The organism is Acinetobacter sp. ANC 5600 (assembly GCF_002018395.1).
In the GTDB taxonomy this organism is placed as follows: Bacteria; Pseudomonadota; Gammaproteobacteria; order Pseudomonadales; family Moraxellaceae; genus Acinetobacter; species Acinetobacter amyesii.
The window spans coordinates 93,335-112,080 of record NZ_MVKW01000004.1; the positions used below are offsets into that span (position 1 = coordinate 93,335).

The 18,746-nt window shown below is 41.9% G+C and carries 19 protein-coding genes; all 19 read right to left on the reverse strand.

Annotation, left to right across the window (positions count from 1 at the left end):
* Positions 1 to 7 precede the first annotated feature (7 nt).
* The 19 genes from B1201_RS09980 to B1201_RS10070 all read right to left on the reverse strand — a co-directional run bounded on the left by B1201_RS09980 (position 8) and on the right by B1201_RS10070 (position 18,735).
* Positions 8 to 1,240, reverse strand: a complete 1,233-nt coding sequence (locus B1201_RS09980; protein WP_078193397.1) for a hypothetical protein — start codon at positions 1,238 to 1,240, stop codon at positions 8 to 10.
* Between the two features lie 53 nt (positions 1,241 to 1,293).
* Entirely contained in the window at positions 1,294 to 2,910 is a 1,617-nt protein-coding gene (locus B1201_RS09985) for a hypothetical protein (protein ID WP_078193398.1), read from the reverse strand.
* 9 nt (positions 2,911 to 2,919) lie between these two features.
* On the reverse strand, positions 2,920 to 4,887 hold the full coding sequence (locus B1201_RS09990; protein ID WP_078193399.1) for a hypothetical protein: 1,968 nt from the start codon (positions 4,885 to 4,887) through the stop codon (positions 2,920 to 2,922).
* A complete protein-coding gene (locus tag B1201_RS09995) occupies positions 4,887 to 5,291 on the reverse strand; it encodes a hypothetical protein (RefSeq protein ID WP_078193400.1) in 405 nt (134 codons plus the stop codon). The genes B1201_RS09990 and B1201_RS09995 overlap by 1 nt, the downstream gene beginning before the upstream one ends.
* Positions 5,288 to 8,527 carry a tape measure protein gene (locus tag B1201_RS10000; protein WP_078193401.1) on the reverse strand — a complete coding sequence of 1,080 codons (3,240 nt, stop codon included), beginning with the start codon at positions 8,525 to 8,527 and terminating at the stop codon, positions 5,288 to 5,290. Before B1201_RS10000 ends, B1201_RS09995 begins: the two co-directional genes overlap by 4 nt.
* A 70-nt stretch (positions 8,528 to 8,597) precedes the next feature.
* Positions 8,598 to 9,647, reverse strand: coding sequence for a hypothetical protein (locus B1201_RS10005; RefSeq protein ID WP_228144775.1), 1,050 nt, complete (start codon positions 9,645 to 9,647; stop codon positions 8,598 to 8,600).
* Positions 9,648 to 9,744: 97 nt separating this feature from the next.
* On the reverse strand, positions 9,745 to 10,026 hold the full coding sequence (locus B1201_RS10010) for a hypothetical protein (protein WP_078193403.1): 282 nt from the start codon (positions 10,024 to 10,026) through the stop codon (positions 9,745 to 9,747).
* 55 nt (positions 10,027 to 10,081) lie between these two features.
* Positions 10,082 to 10,672, reverse strand: coding sequence for a hypothetical protein (locus tag B1201_RS10015; RefSeq protein WP_078193404.1), 591 nt, complete (start codon positions 10,670 to 10,672; stop codon positions 10,082 to 10,084).
* 71 nt (positions 10,673 to 10,743) lie between these two features.
* Complete coding sequence (locus B1201_RS10020; RefSeq protein WP_078193405.1) at positions 10,744 to 11,502, reverse strand: hypothetical protein; 759 nt, start codon at positions 11,500 to 11,502, stop codon at positions 10,744 to 10,746.
* Between the two features lie 9 nt (positions 11,503 to 11,511).
* Positions 11,512 to 11,934: a hypothetical protein gene (locus B1201_RS10025; RefSeq protein WP_078193406.1), complete on the reverse strand. Its 423-nt coding sequence runs from the start codon at positions 11,932 to 11,934 to the stop codon at positions 11,512 to 11,514.
* Positions 11,909 to 12,424, reverse strand: coding sequence for a phage virion morphogenesis protein (locus tag B1201_RS10030; protein ID WP_078193407.1), 516 nt, complete (start codon positions 12,422 to 12,424; stop codon positions 11,909 to 11,911). Before B1201_RS10030 ends, B1201_RS10025 begins: the two co-directional genes overlap by 26 nt.
* A 7-nt stretch (positions 12,425 to 12,431) precedes the next feature.
* Positions 12,432 to 12,872: a gp436 family protein gene (locus B1201_RS10035; protein WP_078193408.1), complete on the reverse strand. Its 441-nt coding sequence runs from the start codon at positions 12,870 to 12,872 to the stop codon at positions 12,432 to 12,434.
* A gap of 7 nt (positions 12,873 to 12,879) precedes the next feature.
* Positions 12,880 to 13,236: a hypothetical protein gene (locus B1201_RS10040; protein WP_078193409.1), complete on the reverse strand. Its 357-nt coding sequence runs from the start codon at positions 13,234 to 13,236 to the stop codon at positions 12,880 to 12,882.
* A gap of 10 nt (positions 13,237 to 13,246) precedes the next feature.
* The gene (locus B1201_RS10045; RefSeq protein WP_078193410.1) at positions 13,247 to 14,323 is read right to left on the reverse strand and encodes a major capsid protein; all 1,077 of its coding nucleotides are present in this window, start codon (positions 14,321 to 14,323) and stop codon (positions 13,247 to 13,249) included.
* A 3-nt stretch (positions 14,324 to 14,326) separates the two neighbouring features.
* A complete protein-coding gene (locus B1201_RS10050) occupies positions 14,327 to 14,710 on the reverse strand; it encodes a hypothetical protein (RefSeq protein WP_078193411.1) in 384 nt (127 codons plus the stop codon).
* Positions 14,710 to 15,693, reverse strand: a complete 984-nt coding sequence (locus B1201_RS10055; protein WP_078193412.1) for a hypothetical protein — start codon at positions 15,691 to 15,693, stop codon at positions 14,710 to 14,712. The genes B1201_RS10050 and B1201_RS10055 overlap by 1 nt, the downstream gene beginning before the upstream one ends.
* Before the next feature lie 54 nt (positions 15,694 to 15,747).
* Positions 15,748 to 16,950, reverse strand: a complete 1,203-nt coding sequence (locus B1201_RS10060) for a phage minor head protein (protein ID WP_078193413.1) — start codon at positions 16,948 to 16,950, stop codon at positions 15,748 to 15,750.
* Positions 16,928 to 17,275, reverse strand: a complete 348-nt coding sequence (locus B1201_RS10065) for a hypothetical protein (protein ID WP_078193414.1) — start codon at positions 17,273 to 17,275, stop codon at positions 16,928 to 16,930. Before B1201_RS10065 ends, B1201_RS10060 begins: the two co-directional genes overlap by 23 nt.
* Positions 17,275 to 18,735 carry a phage portal protein family protein gene (locus B1201_RS10070; protein ID WP_078193415.1) on the reverse strand — a complete coding sequence of 487 codons (1,461 nt, stop codon included), beginning with the start codon at positions 18,733 to 18,735 and terminating at the stop codon, positions 17,275 to 17,277. Before B1201_RS10070 ends, B1201_RS10065 begins: the two co-directional genes overlap by 1 nt.
* Positions 18,736 to 18,746 lie beyond the last annotated feature (11 nt).

The following is an 18,746-nucleotide window of genomic DNA, read 5'->3' on the forward strand; positions in this document are numbered from 1 at the left end:
ATGAAAGTTACTCCAAATTAAAAAGAACTTGCCCATCTTCGTATGCCATGCAATCTAAAGCGATCTTAAGCCGCCCTTTATACTTAAAAACTGTTAAGTTTTGATAAGGGCTAGCCTGTGTTAGCCACTCTATTAAAGGCAGCTTTCCCCTTGGGGTAGTTCCCTCAAATATCGGTACATCAAAGGAAAAAATAGGTACAGTATTATCTGGTGCTGTATGATAATTTTGATATCCGGATCTCGTATTTGCACCATTTAAAGATTTAGTTAAACCAAAAACTGGAAATCCATCCATTTTATAATTCCTGTTTAGAATTAAATGTCCTTGAATGTCAGAGATTGATAACGGTGTTGCTGAAAAATTACTAACGCTGGTGCTTGCGCTCGTATAATCAAAAGTTGCAGCAAGAGCAAAAACTTTACTAAAATCTGTATCAATTACTCCAAAATAATAAGGCATCAATCGCTTACTGTATGTTGACAAAGTATGCGTTCGGACAAGAATGTAAAAACAATCAGAATTCCCTAAAAGAATCCATGTCCTCTCCCCGTCCGGGGGTGTTACGGTTTTTGTAGTTGCAGAATTTTCATTCCCGCCTAGCGCGTAATACCACTTAGCCCAACCGTTGTAGGCGGTTGAGCCACCACCAGTACCGTCCCAATTCTTATTTACAGCACTTGCATCGAAAGGTGCCTGTACACCAATCATATTATTGATATCAGACATATCTTCTACGATGCCAACTTTTGCATATTTGGCATACGTATTAGTCCAAACGGGATCTAACTCATCAACCACTCTTAGATACGGTCTGTTTGGTAGCAATTGATTTGGCGATCTATATGCAGCTTTTCCTGCACTAGAAAAAGGTTTCTCCCAACCCAGTGGTGGCAAAGAAACATTAATTTGGCCTGTTGCTATTGATACACTCGAGGGTGATAACAACTCAAAAGTAATTGTATTGCTATTTGGTATAGTCAAAACACGATGCTCACCGTTAAATTCAGATTGATCTGCACCATATACCTTAATCACTTGCCCTTGTTTTAAGTTGTGACCTGTTCCAAAAAGTAAAGTGGCTGCCGTGTCGTTTGCTGTTAATGATGTTGCTTGACCAACATTAATACCATTAATTAAACAAGCATCCAAAACATTAATCATTGAGCCAAATGCATTTTGTAACTGCGGTGCATTTTTATTTGTGTGCACAAAAAACTTAATATCTGTACTTGCGACCATTTTTTAATATCCATAAAAAAGACCGCATAAAGCGGCCATATTGAATTTAAACTTTAAATAACACGGTCAATATCACCGCGCAGCATGATTTGGAAAGCATCGGAAATTACTGCAGGTTCAGACTGCTTAACAGTGCGAATCACCCAGACCGGGAAATTACAAGCGATGGTGTTAAATCGCAGAACGTTACCATTGGCCCAACCACTACCCCAACCTTCTTTTTTAATCACGAAATATGGCACCCCTGTGACCGGATTGATCGGGGCATAATCTGCATTGGTTGTACCTGTACCGATCTGCCCTGTATATTCACCCACGCATTTAAAGTTTGTGCCATCCGTAAACTGGATATACCAACGCTCTTGAATTGCGCCTTTATTCGTGACCTGAATTGGATAAAGCGCATCATTGTAATTCGCACTGATTAACGTGCCCGTCGGCTCATCTAACCATTGATTTGACCAGGTCTGTTGCACGAATTTCTTGGTATAACGCGCTTGCATGTCGTTAATGACTAGTGCCGATCCTACAATCGTATTATCAGCATCATAGTTATGCGTCAAAGGCTTGGTAAAAGTGACTTGGCCATTAATTTGCACATCACGAATTTGCCCCATGTCCTGATAACGATATTTTGCAGACAATGGCTCAACCAAGCTCAACAGCGTAAAATCACCACCCAATGTCACACGGCCATAATCATAATCAACGGTATATAAGTCATATCCAACTTTCACACCATTAGCATCTTCAAGTTCACACCATGCAATGCGTTGATCATTTAAATCATATGTCTTGCCGGCAATTGCGCTTGGCAATTCTTGTGATTTCGTAGAGCTGACAATACCAATACCACCGACTCGGAAAATCGGCACACGACCGTCGATCGGCAAGCGCGTTGCAGACAAGCCCAGCAATTCAGAATCGATTGGCAGATATGTGTAAGCAATAGCGTTATAGCGAACGCTTGAAGCATCTACCCACACTGGCACATTAATGTAAACCTTGCCAGTATCTTCATATTCAAGCAGTGGATCGTACCAATCATTAGCTTCAATATCTGGTCGATTGACAGGCGTTATTTCTGTCTTGGTATAGAAATAGATCTGCACAAAACCGTTATCCCAATTCACTTTACCGTGAGCACGTGAAGACTCAATCACACCATTTTCATCAGCAGTCAGTGTGAGTTGACCATGTTCAAGCGTGCCCACGACCACAGTTAAAGACTGTACCCGAAGTGGAATAACCGGTGTACGAAATGCAATCTTATTGACTGGTGGCAGGTCAGTTGTTGTGGTCAATGACTGTAACTGAATACTGTTGTCAGCATTCGGCGTCCAGCTATCAATTTCGACAACCCCGGTACCATATTGGATGACTCCTGACTGAATACCTGAGTTATTAGCAGGATCCACATTGCGATACAACAAGCCTGAGCGGTCTAAAAATGTATCATTACCGACTTTGAAACGGGCTGAACCCGTTAAGATCTGCTCATCAAAACCGGAGGATAAATCTAATTTCAACTTATCAGCCGTTAAAGTATGTGTAGCTGAATTTGAACCTGATGTATCACGATAGCGCACATTAATATCCACTGTATTAAATGCTTTTAAAGTGGTTTCGCTGCCGATAATGCTAGATGTTTGCGGACTATAAAAAGCCATAACAATCCCCTAAGCGGTACCGTAAGTAACAGCCGCTTCAAATTTAGTAATAAATTGTTTGTAAACCGTTTGTGGTGTGACTTCGCATAAGCCAGTTGAATAGTTAATTGAACCTTGCACAGCGCCTCGACTATTCACTAAATTCCCCAATGAACTGGTCACCGGTACATCTGTTAGCAATACATTCGTTGCAAAATTTCCTGTCTCAGTAGACACAGGAATTTCTAACTCAACACTGTTAGGTTGAATCGCTGAGCCAGTACCAATTGTGAATACCAGCTTTTGACTCGAGTCTGGGATAACATCATTCTTGGTTTGCGTAAGCGAAGTACCAAAGTTATAGATCACATTAAAAACGGTAGATTTTTGCGGCAGTTTATTGGGAATAATCTTGCCTGTGCCTAAGGCATAATTAATTGAGCCAGCAGCATCACCAGTGAATTTACCTTGTGCATTAGAAGTAGCTGTTTTGGCTTCTCCTTCAAGCAGCCAATTAATCGTCACGCCCGGTAATACCCCTAGATGACCTAGATCAAACTCAAAGGCAGCTTTTTCAACGCTCAGATTTGATCGTACAAAAGTCACAATTGGCGTACCCCAATTGAGTAAAATCACACTATCCACATCAGGCAACGCACCTGCAGTTAAAAGCCAAGATCCTGTCTCGTAATTGATCATGCCTGAACCAAAGGAGCTATTTGCTGCTTTTAACTGTCCAGATCCGTCGTCTTTAAGTTCATAAAACTTACCTTGAGCCATATAGGAAATGGACAATGCACCAGGTGCAGGAATCGGAATCAATACGCCCGACCAGTTAGTACCTTGGTTATTCTGAGTCACTGGAATAGCACTACTCTGGTAATACTGATTCGGTGCAGCTGCCGGCTTAAATGTAATGTTTAAACTCATGGTGCCGGTTGGTGCTGCTGAGGTCCATTTCACCAGGCCACGCTGATAGTCGATCGTACCAACTTGTGTACCCAGAGAGTTCTTGAGCAAACCACCTTGGTCTGTAATGGATTGGCCTTGAATCGTGAAGGCAACAGTTCCTGGCATTACCGCAGAACCGATGTATAGATTCTGACTTTCACTCACGACTTGCGATGGATAATTCACAGTTATCAAACCATCACTACCTGGCACTAAAACAACGCTTTCACCTGCAGCATTTACGTCAATAATCGGTGTTTCACTTTGTGCAGATGGAATCAGTTGGGTAAACATTGAATTTGCATTCACTGTGTATTCACCCACGGTTGCATTCGATGCCAATTGAGTGGATGAGTAATACATGCCAGTATCGGCAACTAGCGTATCGCGAATAATAGTTTTAGATGCCTCACCTGCATACCATTGACGAGCAGATAAGCCTACAAAGTCACGTTCTAATGGATCATTGATTTGGTAAGTTGCAACTTTGTATTCGATTCGCTCTTTTTCAATCACCATGACTGATATACGTGTTTCAACTTTGGTAATTCGAACATACTGTTCAAATTGAAGTGCTTTTCCCTCATCTGAAATGAGTACGATCGTATCGCCAACATTTGCTTCAGTTTCTTCTGGAAACATCACCACCTGCAGTGATGACATACCTTGCCAATGTGTATCGAGTGGTGTTCCTGCTATCTGGCCACCTTTGGCCAAGTAGTTTTCAACTCGGTTTTGTGCGGCCTGGCGTTCATCAGTCCATGACTCAGTGCTGAACAATAATGCTGATACGTTTGGATCTTCGGGTAGCTCAGAAACAAATACAGTGGCACCCATCAATAGATCAGTATCATCCGTGGTCACAGCCGGGAAGATCTTACGCATCGATACATCACCGACGGTACGATCCAATTCAGATATGTCATTGAACAAGTTATTACTTAAACCGTCTGCCACAATCTGACCGTTATATTTCCCACCACCATCAGCATTATCGGTGTCACGTTCAGCGTGGTAGATCACTAAATCTTTAGTTTCAATTGGCATTATTCACTCCAAAATCTGAGCGTTAAATTCATATGGTCATTCAGAGATACTGGTGGAATACCTTTCACGGGTGTGGCCTCTAAAGCACCATCTGCATGATTAAAAACCACGTTAAATTTCCGTGTGTCATGCGCCCACTCAAACTGCAGTTCAAACTTTTCATTCAACACTGACCAGGCCTGCAATTGTCGAACTGTGCCTAACTTCGCCCACCCCATCCCACTGTCAGCCGGCTGTAAAGTTATTGGCCGACCTGAGAGCTTGGAGCCTTCCTGTATGATCGGCGTACCGTCCATGGCATATTCCAAAGACTGCTCTTTGGCCTTCCAGCTAAATTCATCAGACCAAAAAAAACCGTCTTCAATTGAGACGGTTTCTGATGTTGAGATGCGTTTTATTTTCACGATGCCTTACTCACTTTTCCTAGCGATGCCAAAATTTCTGATAATGCATCCTTATTGCTCGCGTCCGTCTGAACATCTACAGACTTACCATTCGCTTCAATACGAATAGTGGTTTGAGGTTCAGATTTAGACGCGCCAAACATAGCCTTGGTAGACACATTATTCGGCGCATATTGCTGCATACGCTCCAACTCCGCATTCACTTGCTCGACGTTGCTTAAGCCACCAAAGAATCCAAAGCCTGATAATTTATAGCCATTCACCCCCTTGGTACCTTCATAAATATCTTTTGCATGCTGTTTAGCAGCTGCATCCGAATATCCCATGGCCTTAAGCTCAGCTTCGATATCTTCAGCATTTTTTGCCATCTTGCCTTTGGTACCTTTTCGAGTCTCATGCATACCACTGGAAGCAGCACTAACCGCTTCTTCCCACGCGCTTCTAACCGAGTCAGCCTCGTCACGACCTGTTTGGCCAAGGTTGCGGAATCCATCTTCAGCGTTACTTGAAGCACGGCGAACACGATGAATTGATTCTTCAAGCTCACCATAGCTTTTGACTGATGCTTTACCCGATGAATCAATTTGTACTTCCAGGCCAAGTGAAGCTGCTTTAGCTTGAGTTGCAGCAATGACTGCTTGATCACCTGATGCAGCAGCAGATTGCATAGTTCTCTCATACGCTTGTCGCAAACTTTCAGCTGTAGCTTCTCCACTTGATTGTATGGTATTGAAGTCTGCTAAAGCGCTCTGAGCCGCTAATCTAAGTTGCTCTTTGGTTTTAATCCCAAGGCGTTCAAAAGCTTGTTCTACTGGGTCCAAGTCTGCAGGTAATTGGGATACTACTTGGCGTACTGCCAGCATACCAAGTTCAACTTGTTTCGCAGACATCTGCCCTGTTTTACCAAACTCCTGAAGTTTTGAAATTGCTAGATCTACTTCATTTTGGCTTTGAGCTGTTTCAAGCCACTTTAACCAGGCTTGATATACTGCCTCACCTGCGGCTTCTCCCTTTAAACCTAAAGCTTCGACGTTATTAGCAAAATCATTTAGAACTTTTGCATTACTATTAAATGCTTCGGTAACACCATTCTTTAGCTCATATAGATCAAGTTTTAATGTCGCCGCAGCTTTACGCGCTTTATCTGCTAACAGTACTGCCTTTTCGGCACCTGTAACATTTGCATCCCAAGTTTGAATAGCAACTTTCCCAGCTTCATCCAAAGTGACGATATAACCCTTCGTCATCAGATCAGCTTGCATCACACCATCCATTGCACCGTTATTGGCTGCAATCGCGGCTTCTGCATAGGCTTGAACAGCATCTAACTTTTCTTGTTCAGTTACCTTCTTTCCATCGAGTTCTCGCTGTCCTTCTAAGAGCAACTGGTCAACTAAGCTTTTAGCCTCTAGTAATGTTTGTGCATTCTTCTCTTCTTGGGTTTGTGCAGCTTCCTCTAATCGCTGCATACCCTTGGATTCAAAGGCTACCGCATCTCTATCAGCCTCAGCATAGTACTCTTTTGCCTTGGCTTTCATCACATCGGCATTTGCTGAAAATTGCTTGCTAACATCACCCCATGTGACTGCCGATAAGACACTATTCGCAGCTGATGCTAAGTCGAAGAATGCTCCTGCTAGAAGATTTACACCGATTTTTATGGCCGTTACGCCATCCGCAATAAAACCAAACGCAATAGATAGCCCTTGAAGAATTCGCTCTAGGAAACTAACTTGCTCACCTGCTGCTGTTGCCTCACCTGTAAATGATGAAAGAACAGATAAAGCATTGGTTAGCGATGTACTCAATATATCTGTAATTGTTTTACCCAGATCAGCAGCAACTGCGACTACCTCTTTTATTGCATCATAAGCGCTTGATAGTGCAGATTTAAGACTTTCAAAAATAGATACATCAATAAATGAAAGCTGATCACCAATCCAAACAAAACCAGAGCCAACATCATTAAGTAGTATTTCAACAATACCCATATTATCTGCAAGAGTTACTAACCACTTTGCAACCGTTGCTGATGCGCCGTTCGCCTGATCCATGGTGCCGATCAAAATCTGCCATTGTGTTGAAATACGCTGTAATGCATTTCCAATGGTTGTCGGGAATTTAGCATAATCCGCCTCAATAGCCGCGGATTGTTTATGAAGGCCATTAACAACCTTCTCCGCAGTTAACTCACCATTCTCTGCCATCTTACGCAATTCACTGGTGGTCACACCAAGTGACTGAGCCAGAGCTTTAGAAATCCCTGGCGCTTGTTCCATGATAGAGTTGAATTCGTCACCGCGAAGTACACCAGATTGCAATGCCTGTGTAAGCTGAGTGATTGCAGCATCGGCCGAAGCAGCAGATCCGCCACCTGTTTGGATGGCCATATTAATGGTTTTAGTGAGATCTAATGTTTGCTGCTGGGTCATTCCCATTTGCTTGCCAACATCATTCACTTTCGTGAATAGGCCAGCTGTTGCATCAAGGCTTGTATTTGTCATCAATGCAACTTGATGAACCCCCGCCATGGCCTGGGTAAAATTACCACCGTCACTGGTCGCAATGTTGATGCGTGCTGAAAGATTTGTATAGGAATCCGCTACTTCAGCTAATTCTTTAATGCCAAGACCAACACCAATGCCAGCCATAGCACCAACAAGAGCTGTATACCCAGTCTTAAGACTGGCAATGCCTTTCTGTGCTGTCTGTGCAGCATTATCAGTTTCTTTTAAATTATTATTTGCCCTGCCAACTTCGGCATGAAAGTCATTAAATGCTTGGTCTGCTTGCTGAACTTCTTTTTCAAGTTGATCGACTTGTCGTTGTGCAGCTTCAATATCGGCTGGCGATGCATTTGTTTTTGAGAATGACTCTAAATTTCGCTTAGCTTCAGTCAAATCACTTTTTAATTGACCTAAAGCCTTTTCAGCTTTGTTGCCAAAATCAGTAAAATTGCCCGCTGTAGACTTGGCATTATCCCCTGCATCCTGAATGATCCCAGTTGCAGCTGTTAGAGATTGAGTTAATTTATCAGCTAATTCGGTCGTACCCTTTGGGATGATATTTCCAACTTGGCTAGATGCCGCCTCTGAAGCTTGTTTAATTTTCTCTGATTCAGACTTAATTGAATCAAAAAGTCTTTTCGTTACATCTTCGGACTGCTTTGCAGCAGATACCAGACCTTTACTATCGCCATCAAGAATAAGTTTGAACGTTAGATTTTTTCCGGACATAGCGAACCTCAAAATTTAGGCATAAAAAAACCCGCAATTAGCGGGTTTCTTAATATTGAATTTAATAGAATTAATTTTCAGAACTTTGGATAATCAACGTTTCAATTGTATTCGCAGCAATATCATTATAATACGTACACTCTTTATTGACTTCTTCGATTCCTGCGTTAAAAGATATTTTATCCTCCAAGCTTACATACGGTTGATTAAGTAGATCAGTGTATTCCTTCAATCTACTCTCCAATGTAATATTAGGAGATTTATCCCAAAACCCTTCACTTAATTTATTATTTATATTTGCATAAATAATTGCTGCATAATATTCAGAGCCATCATACATTTTTTGATAAGCCCATGGTGTTCCACCCCAATTTCCTGAAACTTTATTTGAACCAAGCACTTTCAAGAATTGATCAAAAGTACTAATAAATTGACCATTGATATAAGGTTTCGCATCTAAATTAGTAATGACAAAATAGGGTAAAGAATAAGTAGTCTTTGATGACTTAAAACATTTTGAGCCTGTTGGGAACTTAGTCACATTACTTGAAGCCAAGAAATTTTTGAACTGTTTTCCTAATTCACCTGAATTAAACCAAACACTATTAGGATATTCTTTAGCAAGAATATTCCAGTAAACAGCCGTTCTTTCGCTGATCACCACATTATCCAATGCTATCCATTCACCAGTTTCTTGAATTTTAAACTGATTCAGTCCTTTTAATGTATATGGTGTTTTATTGAAAGTATTACCATCTTTCGAAACACTATTTATCTTATAAGTCCGATATCCCAAAGGGTAATTAGTTTGATCTGGCTCATATAACCCATCTTTACTAAGAATTGGGCGTTTATATAATTCAACATTTGATGGTTCTAATTTCTTATAATTCGTATACAAGATATCTGAATTGCGGGCATTTTTTATAATTTCTACAAAGCCTGTCTTAAATTGTACAGAACCCCAATTAAATTGAGTAAAACTATCAAAGCTTGAATTATTAACACCACTCCCTGCTGTTCCACCGTCTGGAGATGTGTCGTAAGACCCGCCTCCACCTCCACCACAAGCCACTAATATAAAACTTAAAAAAGAAAGACCCAAAGTTTTTTTCATCATTATTCCCTCTTAAACAGCGGAATAAGATACTCATTTAATTAAACAAAAGATATACATTGATACTTTTAATTAATTGAATTTTCTAAAAACTGAGCCTTCAGCGCTCCCAATTAATCTTAAAAACATTGCCACCAATAATGGTAATTGTGTATAGCTGGCCATCCACTTTGTATGTATAGATAATGCCTTTATGAGGCCAGCCATTACGATCATGCACTACACGAGTATCTACGGACTCAGGTTGTCCAAGTACATCCTTGAGTTTTGCTTCTGAGTTGCCAAGCTCAACAAAGCCATTGCTACCACGCAGTGCTCTCATATCTACAGCAAATGCTTGCGCTGACATAAATAATGCCAAAATCAAAACTAACTTTTTCACACTACACCCTCAATATAATTATTGATCACATATTAAGTGAAAATAGTAACTTACCTCAATGTTTGCTTAGATCATCTTGGAACGTTGTAAATCCTTTTTTATCTGCATGGTGCGCTACCCGAATAATGTTCAAATCAAACTTTCCTCGGCTGCGTTGATACTTTTCAGCCGCCTTTAAGTAGCCAACAAAAGCCCCGTAAGTCATCTGCAGAATATCTTCATGTCTATGGCCATATGATATCAAGTATTGGAATGAATCAAACCAAGTTTGTTCAACACTACCTTTCTTCTTACGTATTTTAGGGCCTGGCTTAACGTCTTCTTTGAAATATGCACCATTTACTTCGATCACATGTTTGAGCAGATGGCTAAACTCCAAAGGATCTGATTCAGCGAGATCTAAAAGTATCTTTACATCAGTGCTTGTACACATTGAGCAAAGTTGAAATACATGAGCGCCATAATCTTTTACCAGGCCTGCGCCGATTAAATCTGAATAATCACTTTGCTTTAAGCTGTCACGAATAACTGATGCAATCGGTGACCAAATATCAAAGTTAAAAATTTGAAGTTGCTTCACTTCCACATCATTGCCAAGCACTTTAATTGTGATCGAGCGATTATTCGCTAAAAAGAAATCATTCATGATTGAATCTCTAGAATTCAGGCACAAAAAAAGACGCTTATGCGCCGTGGAGTTCTTTGTGCCTGAGTTTGTTAGTCTAAGTATACAATTCGACCGAAGCCACCTAACTTTTCATCTTCTTGGCGCACAACATCAGCTAAGGCCGAGCCATTAATAGCGATTTCACCAGTTTCTTCGTTGATGAAATTCATACTACCGTCAACAGCAGGCTTAAAGCGCCACAGTTCGAGTGACAGACGTTTATCATTAATTGAGTTAATACCTTTGAATAAATAGTAATACTCAGCATCGTCTGGCAATGAGAAAAGCACGGTTGCTTTTGCTTCACCCGTCGTGTAGTCGACAACAAGTGGTTGAGTAATACCGTCTAAATCTAAGATCTTAATCGTTCCATACTCTTTATCTACAGAGTAATGCGTATCCTCGGTAAGCTCAGTCGGAACATCTAGTTTGGAATCACTAACCATTACATCGGAAATATTAAATCCTTCCAACTTAATCTCATCGCCAGCTTTTAGGTCTGGACCTAAAGACACATCCTGAACGGGTGTTGATGTAATTGGCTTAATTTCCGCCTGAAATGCTAATGCAATATCTTCAGGTTTTTGCTCATCCATGGTGATTGATAGAGATACATCGCGAGTCTTGGTCCACTCGCCAACTTTTTGGCGCTTACCTGTTTTTGTTTCATAACGAGCGTACGTCTCTGATGAGATTCCAACTTCAACGTCAGTTTGGTTTCCCAACTCACGTAAAACTTTAGCGCCGCCCGGAACATTGCGTGCTAAAAATGATGCCCCTTGCAGGGATAAAAAATCATAGCCACTCATGGCTTACTCCTAAATAAATTTTTGTGATTCAAAAATAATGGTGATGTACGCAAAGCCAGCACTATATCCATCACGAACAGAAATCAGGTCTAATTCAGTGCGAGAAGACTGCGGCTTCCAACCTGAAAGAAGTTGAATTACTTTTTCAGTTAAAAGCCCTGCTTCATCACTGACTGCCCGACCATCATTCTGCTGCGACTGGGCATTGCGACACGCCACAGTCACAGCCCACTGTTGGCCTATCTGATTAATACGCCCTTTACCCGCGCTTGCTTTCTTGTCTATGCGTACAAAGTTGATATGCGCCGATGGAGTGACCTGCGACATTTCTGTGACCACTACTGAATTTAGCGGGGTATAAATCTGCTTAAATTCTGAAATTTCTTTCAGTTTTTCTGCAATCTCATCACGTACCGCGAAGAAGGTACTCATCTATAAAACTTCCTACGATATTTAGGATCATTTCTTCATCTGCAGAATTGATACCTAATTGTGTCCTTGGAGGATTAACCACCTGTTTTACTTTTCTGTATTGACCACCAACAGCAAAGGTAATGTATTGGCTTGTCTTTGGCAGAATCGTAGCACCGAAGTGAAGGTATGGCGCATAAAAGACGTTTGTCCCAACCTCAACACCATTCGAAAGAACGTTGTATGTGTAAGAATTCATCAAGCGCCCAGTATCACGTAACGTTTGACCACCTTGCATACCCTCTCTTCCCTGCATGCTTGCACGCCAAGATATCTTCCATGGGTTACCATCAACATCAAACCCACCAATGAATCTTTCTTGAACACTGGTTGTTAATGCCAGGCCAATGTCTTCATAAAGTCGAGCTTTTTCAGCATCAATATCCAGCAATTGACTCATTACCGCCTCAATTGCTGAACTATTTGAATCAATCTTGATTGCAAACGCCATAATTGCCTCACTTGATGCTAGGCATCATATTTAAGACATCATCACCAAATACCCCACCACGATAAGTACTACCAATAGGTAAAGTACTTGGCTTCTTTGTAGGTTCATCATCAATAATCTCGTCCGATTCCTCAGACTGGATCTGTAAATGTGCCTTGTTTTCAGCCACGCGCTTTAAGAATGAGATTGCATCCTCATAGCGTTTTCGCACCTCTTCCGTTGGTTGCTGAAAGTACAAACGATAACGTGCAATATCACATGCCATACGTTTCAAGTTACTTGGCACATTGGGTAACGGCAAAGAATAACGGCCACCTATGTGACCGTTAATTTCCTCTGTCGCGTCTTGAATGGCATCCTCTACAGCGGTAACACTTGGAAGCATCATCAACAGCTGTTCTAATTCACCACCAAATCGCACCACCAAGTCAGATTTAGTTGCATACATGGATCACCTACTTGGCTTCTGTAGCAGCCTTTTTAGCTTCGGCAGTTGCTTTTTTCAGTGCAGTTTCAGATGCAGCTAATGCTTTTTCAAGCTCTGCGACTTTCGCTTTAAGCTCACCATTCTCTTGATCTGATTTGACCTTTTCATCAGTCATCAGCTTATTTGCTGTAAGAAGATCAGTATTGGCTTTTTCAAGCTCAGCTAAGCGAGCGGCTGAACCATCAGCCTTAGGTTCGTCTGGAGTTTTTTCTTCTTCAATAACCCTAGATGCTAAAAGGGCCTGAAGTTGTTTAGCTTCAAGCCCTGTGATTTCTTGGCCTGGACGAAAGTGTCCAAGCGACTGCTTTGCAATGTACTTCGTCATAATAATTTCCTTATACGAACCCGCGACCGCCTACCAGGCCATTCTTATTGTTTGGAATCGCCAGTGGAGATGATTCTGCAAGCATTTGAATGCTTGAAGGGTTCTTTTCTTGCCATTGGCTTAGATAGAATTCTAGAGCTTGGCCAAAAGCTTCTACGTTTTGGATAGCACAGTGAGCGATCCAACCATTAGCATCAGAGATCAGTCCAAAGAAGTCTTCTGGAATAAATCGTTTTGGTGTACCACCACCAATGCTGTGCTGAACGTCATACGTCCAAATTTCAATGTTGTCGACCGTACCACGGAACTGCGGCTTATCCATTTGATCAAAGGTTGGAGTCAAAGGAACACTAATACCCGTATATGGTGCAATGAACATCTCTTTAAACTCTGGATCTTTGATTAAAGTGTTGTACACCTTAGAAGATGTCAGCGCCATGGTTGGGGAGGTACCTGAATGTTCTACTGATAGATCAATCATGGCCTGGATATCTTTAACCGCTGTTGCACCAACCTGCCCCCATTTGATCAATGGAGCAAATGTACAAGCCGCATTACGCTCATAATCTACTTCATACATTGGGAAGTCAGCAGAAGCGAAGGTTGTCTTGCCATATAGCAATACATCACGGGCAATCAGCAACTTTCGGTTTTCAATCGATTGACGTAAATATAAAGCCTTTTGTGCTTGGTCAATCAGCAATAGATCTGCATCACTTAAACGGTTTGAGCCTGTGGCAATCACACCAAATTTACGCAACTGGGTAATCAGTGCGGTATTTTGAACATCGCTTGGAAATACCGTCATCATCGGCTTTAAATATGCCGGCTTAACGAATTTAACGTTACCAGACTCACCTACTTTAATTTGGCGACCAGCAGCTGTAGGCGTTACAAATGGTGCAAGCGGTGTCGCTGTATTTAACTCACCTACAGGAACTTCTTTTTTGGTATACGAGACACGTTGAGGAAAGAAGCGATCCATTAACCACGTGTCTACCTTCTGAGTGGTATCTGTTAACAGCACCAACTGAGGCACATCCAGTAGTTCAACCGGTGCGTTCTGAAATGTAAAAGTTTGACTCATTGATTATTTCCCCACGACTTTGCGAAGTTCGATTTTGTTGATTAAGGCCTGGGCACGTACCGCGTCATATTGGGCTTCCGTTAACGGCGTACCATTCACAGTTACCACAGCAATATCAAATGCACCCTGAACGTAAATTGGCATTTCCAGACCATTGGCTGCATGGTAAGTAGCCTGCTCTACAGTCATATCTGTATTGGCAATGGCATTCCAATCACCGACCACGCCTTCTGTTACTACGGGGTGATCTGCGAGGTTGTTTGTAGCCACCTTCAACAAATCACCGCGTTTATATGCAGTCGCCGTTTTTACTTTGGCGTTTTCTGTACGAACGCCATCACCCACTACAAGCTGTGTAGTCGTGATTGTTTGAGTAATGGTTCCCATTAATTTTTTGCTCCTTGTTGTGCTGCAGCAAATTGGTTAAACGCATGATCTAAGGCTGTACCTTGCTGATCGCTTTGGCCTTGTTGCCCACTTTGATTGCTATTCGCTTGATGAGTGAATAAATGTGCAAATGCTGGATTCACACCCGGTGCTGGCTGCGTTTGTTGCTGTTGACCAGCTGGCTGTTGAATACCTGCAGAAAATTGCTTTAACTGCTGTGCCATAAATGCGAATGCAGCATCATCCATATCTGTATAGGATTTCTTTTCTTCAGCACTGAATTGCTTATTCATTGCTGTTTCAAGCGACTTAATGTCTTCTTCACGCTTATCAGCTTTGAACTTTTTAAGTTCGGCTTGTGCAGCATCGCGGTCTTGCTCTGCCTTTTCGCGAGCAGCTTTTTCTTTTTCAAGTTCGGTCACGTCTGTGTCCTCTTTGGTTGGGTTAAACGTTTGTGGGTTATGACTTGCAGCTACTGCCATGGTGTTTTCATCTGCACCTAAAGCGCAAAATGAAACTTCGCGGATACGACCTCCACGGAATACTGTGATTGGTCCTTGCAAAGTTTTGCCATTCACGATGACCGTCTGATCTGCGGCTACCTCTTCAATTTTTGCTGGCTCAATTCGAACTGACATCTGCCATGGAAAGCCATCGTCAGAATCCTGAGCAACCTGAGCACCAAACTCATTACTCATCAGATCACCCTGCACAACTAAACCATCTTGATGGCTAATCGTATGGCTATTGATGGCTCCTGCGCGTTGTCGAGAGCTATGCTCAAGTAATGCAGGGATTCGCCCTTTAATTTGCATGCTGTCCAAATCAAAGATAACGCGTGTCCAATACCAGTGATCTGTAATAACTTCACCGCTATATGCAATCCCTGAAAAGGTTCGCTTCTTTTTTCCATCTTCAGCTGGATCAACACTTAAATCCCCCAACCGAAAACAGTAGTGATCCTGTTTTTCATCTATTGGCATTTTCATGCTCCATAAAAAAACCGCCCTTTTGGACGGTCTCTAGTTAATTTCAATTTAATTTATCAATACCTTCAGTGTATAAACCATCACCCCTTCAACCATCTCCATCGAAACAACCTCAAAAGAGATCCCTAAAGGCAATAAGACCCCCTCACCGGCATTCAACTGATCAAGATCAATCCCCAGGCCTTTGGCATTCTCAATTTGAAGCATGATGTTTGACTGACCTGCTAAAAGCATCGGCGCATCTAGAGTCACCACCTTACCCACTTCAAGTGAAGCTGCGTAAGCCAGTGTGGTTGTGCCGGTAACAACTTCAGCGGTGTTTTTAGCAACAGCATGAATCGCTGCTATATCCTGAACCAACCATTGCTTAAGCACTTGGTCAGCTTTCGATACAGCTTTGCTATTCAAATAGTTTGTAATGGCCTGGTCATTGCCTTGCACATAATCCAAGAAAGTACGAATAGCACTTGGTCGAATCGATGGATCTAATGGAATAACGGTTTTGGCCACTGTATCGAATAGGTCCCGAGTCTTATCATCCATAGGAGCAAATAGGCTCGTAAGCTTTTTTGATGCAGTCCATTCAGCCTTGATGACTTCTTTCTGCTCGAGAAGGTATTCCTTATCCAGCACTGATACATTGATCTTTTTATCAACCAATGCTTCCAGTTCCCCAAATTGCAAAGGATGCGATGACCAGTCCAATGCCTCAGCAACCTCCGGCAACTTATCATCCGGTGTAATGCCGTATTTGAGTGCCTGAGCCTCTGTGAGAGCAATGCAGCTACACCGGCAGCGGAACGCAACGGGCGGGTAATGAGTCAGCCAAAATGGATGATCAATCGGCAATACAATTCGATTCAATGCTAAATGTGCAGGACGAACACGGCTATCATCGATAGCTGAGTACATCAGGTAAGGACGTTTGGTTTTATTTCGATTCTGCTGCTGCCATCGCCCATGACCATAAGCACTTTGAATATTGGTACGAAATACAGTATCTAGATAATGCTTAGGTAGAATGATCTCTGATTCAGCAACGAGCTTCTGAAAATCGTTAAACGTTCCACCATTGGCCAAAGTCTTATTCAAGGACTTAATGACTGTCTCAACTTGCTCAAGACTCGATAGAAAGCTCACTGTTGTCGCCATCTGTCTAGTCTTTAAATCCATTGAGTAAAACTCATCAGGTAGCACAATCTTTTTTTCATGCGCGTACTGAAGCGCTTCAAGGAATGTGACTGGTTGCATATAAACACCCCACAATCCCTGCTATTAAACCCAATACAAAGTAAATGGCGGCATGATAGAACCATGGGTGAATAATTTTAAATTCAGAATCATCCAAAGCAATCAAAGGGGGTGGCGGCACAAAATCAGGAATAGCCTCAATACTATTTCTTTTAGAGTAAAGAGGATTTTCACGTAAATCCTTTTCCATAGCCGCTTTAAAATCCTCATGCTCGATCGCAGTCATGGGGGTAGCATAAATAGCTTTTTTGCAACTACATGGCGAGTAACCATTACCATTTCGGCCATTAAAGCCACGACGACACGAATCACATTTCTTATTCATCACTTCCCACCCTGTGCTGTCGCATACCCCAATATATCCGCAGCATATAAAGCTTGATCTAAATTGGCTTTAAACTGAGATTCAGATACAGACGGAATCAACTGCATTAAATTGAATGCCAGGCCTTCAGGACTATCAGATTCCACAACAAGCTGCTTAATCTGCTCATTACTTAAAAGCTGCAGATCCTTCTGGCCATCGGTTAATTCCTCAACTTCTAGCTGTTCAGCAGAAAGTTTATTGGCCTGGGCTTTAAAGCTAAATGCACGTCTAGGTATAGCTGAAAATAACTGCTGAGGCGCATCTATAACGGGTTTTAAATCACCTTCCTGTAGACCATATTCACGAATGAAGTACTGATCTGACAGATTTGCACCTGCATTTTTTAAATGTGTATCGCGCGTGGCCTGCTCAACATTGAGTACTTTTTCTTTCTCGCCTAACTTGATTTTGTGCGGTTCCCAATTATTCAGAACACACAATGCATTTACTACAGCCTGAACCGTTGGAGTCACTAAACGAATATCTGATTTGAGCTTATCAAGACGTACATTTTCATGGACCTTACCCAAGCCATAACTTCCTTTACCATCAGTACCACTGGTAAGAGTTTGACCGAGTACAACTTTTTGAATCTGCTGTATCAATGTTTTATTAAACATCTCAAATGCAGATCCTGCGGTACCATTCGCACCCTGAGCAGATAGCACCTCAACGCTGTCTTTGGCGTCGATCGAGAGAATACTTTGAGCATGTGCATCTAAAAGTGCATGACTCATTGCTTCGGTTGTGATCTTACTGCCTACCTTGCCCACCAAGATCGGTGTACCAAAGCGCTCAAGAAACTTAGCCCAAAACTTAAAGCCGTTTTGTTTAAAGAATGAAAGCCAATATAAGGTTGCCAGCATGGCTTTACCATATGGCTGCTCATAAGTGGCTTTACGACGTGTAAGGAAAAACTTAAAAACCTGATCCACGACAAGTTCTTGAGAATTTCCTTCCTTACGTAAAATCAAACGTCCGTCATTCTTAGGTTCAAACCACTGCATTGGCTTTTCACCAATCCACTGCAAACCAATATAACCCTCGGGTTTAAGCTCGTAGACCGCTTCTTGTACTGCATACCCAAAGAACAAAGCATTCATAGATGCTGCAGCAATTTCACAGTACCATTCGTCCAGTATGAGCTTTAACGTTTTAGAAGCAGTAGAATCACTAGGTTCCAACTGATATGGTGTTGAAAGCAATGCATCGATGCGCGTTTCAACGGCCTGGGCAATCTCATCGTCATCTAACAGTACTCGTAGCTTGTGTCGAGAAATGCCAGCTTTACGTAGTACTTCATCGTTATCAGGCTGACGGCCGAAATTGGTCAGGAAATTAAAAACAGCTTCTTGAGAGTACAGACTCCCCTTGGACAAAGCCTTCTTAGATTCTTTGTCCTTTTTAGACTTTGCCATGTCAGCACCTA

Excerpts from the sequence above, each read along its gene's own strand:
- B1201_RS09980 (WP_078193397.1), bottom strand. The coding sequence starts at position 1,240 with ATGGTCGCAAGTACAGATATTAAGTTTTTTGTGCACACAAATAAAAAT.
- B1201_RS09985 (WP_078193398.1), bottom strand. The coding sequence starts at position 2,910 with ATGGCTTTTTATAGTCCGCAAACATCTAGCATTATCGGCAGCGAAACC.
- B1201_RS09990 (WP_078193399.1), bottom strand. The coding sequence starts at position 4,887 with ATGCCAATTGAAACTAAAGATTTAGTGATCTACCACGCTGAACGTGAC.
- B1201_RS10000 (WP_078193401.1), bottom strand. The coding sequence starts at position 8,527 with ATGTCCGGAAAAAATCTAACGTTCAAACTTATTCTTGATGGCGATAGT.
- B1201_RS10005 (WP_228144775.1), bottom strand. The coding sequence starts at position 9,647 with ATGATGAAAAAAACTTTGGGTCTTTCTTTTTTAAGTTTTATATTAGTG.
- B1201_RS10015 (WP_078193404.1), bottom strand. The coding sequence starts at position 10,672 with ATGAATGATTTCTTTTTAGCGAATAATCGCTCGATCACAATTAAAGTG.
- B1201_RS10020 (WP_078193405.1), bottom strand. The coding sequence starts at position 11,502 with ATGAGTGGCTATGATTTTTTATCCCTGCAAGGGGCATCATTTTTAGCA.
- B1201_RS10025 (WP_078193406.1), bottom strand. The coding sequence starts at position 11,934 with ATGAGTACCTTCTTCGCGGTACGTGATGAGATTGCAGAAAAACTGAAA.
- B1201_RS10030 (WP_078193407.1), bottom strand. The coding sequence starts at position 12,424 with ATGGCGTTTGCAATCAAGATTGATTCAAATAGTTCAGCAATTGAGGCG.
- B1201_RS10035 (WP_078193408.1), bottom strand. The coding sequence starts at position 12,872 with ATGTATGCAACTAAATCTGACTTGGTGGTGCGATTTGGTGGTGAATTA.
- B1201_RS10040 (WP_078193409.1), bottom strand. The coding sequence starts at position 13,236 with ATGACGAAGTACATTGCAAAGCAGTCGCTTGGACACTTTCGTCCAGGC.
- B1201_RS10045 (WP_078193410.1), bottom strand. The coding sequence starts at position 14,323 with ATGAGTCAAACTTTTACATTTCAGAACGCACCGGTTGAACTACTGGAT.
- B1201_RS10050 (WP_078193411.1), bottom strand. The coding sequence starts at position 14,710 with ATGGGAACCATTACTCAAACAATCACGACTACACAGCTTGTAGTGGGT.
- B1201_RS10055 (WP_078193412.1), bottom strand. The coding sequence starts at position 15,693 with ATGCCAATAGATGAAAAACAGGATCACTACTGTTTTCGGTTGGGGGAT.
- B1201_RS10060 (WP_078193413.1), bottom strand. The coding sequence starts at position 16,950 with ATGCAACCAGTCACATTCCTTGAAGCGCTTCAGTACGCGCATGAAAAA.
- B1201_RS10065 (WP_078193414.1), bottom strand. The coding sequence starts at position 17,275 with ATGAATAAGAAATGTGATTCGTGTCGTCGTGGCTTTAATGGCCGAAAT.
- B1201_RS10070 (WP_078193415.1), bottom strand. The coding sequence starts at position 18,735 with ATGGCAAAGTCTAAAAAGGACAAAGAATCTAAGAAGGCTTTGTCCAAG.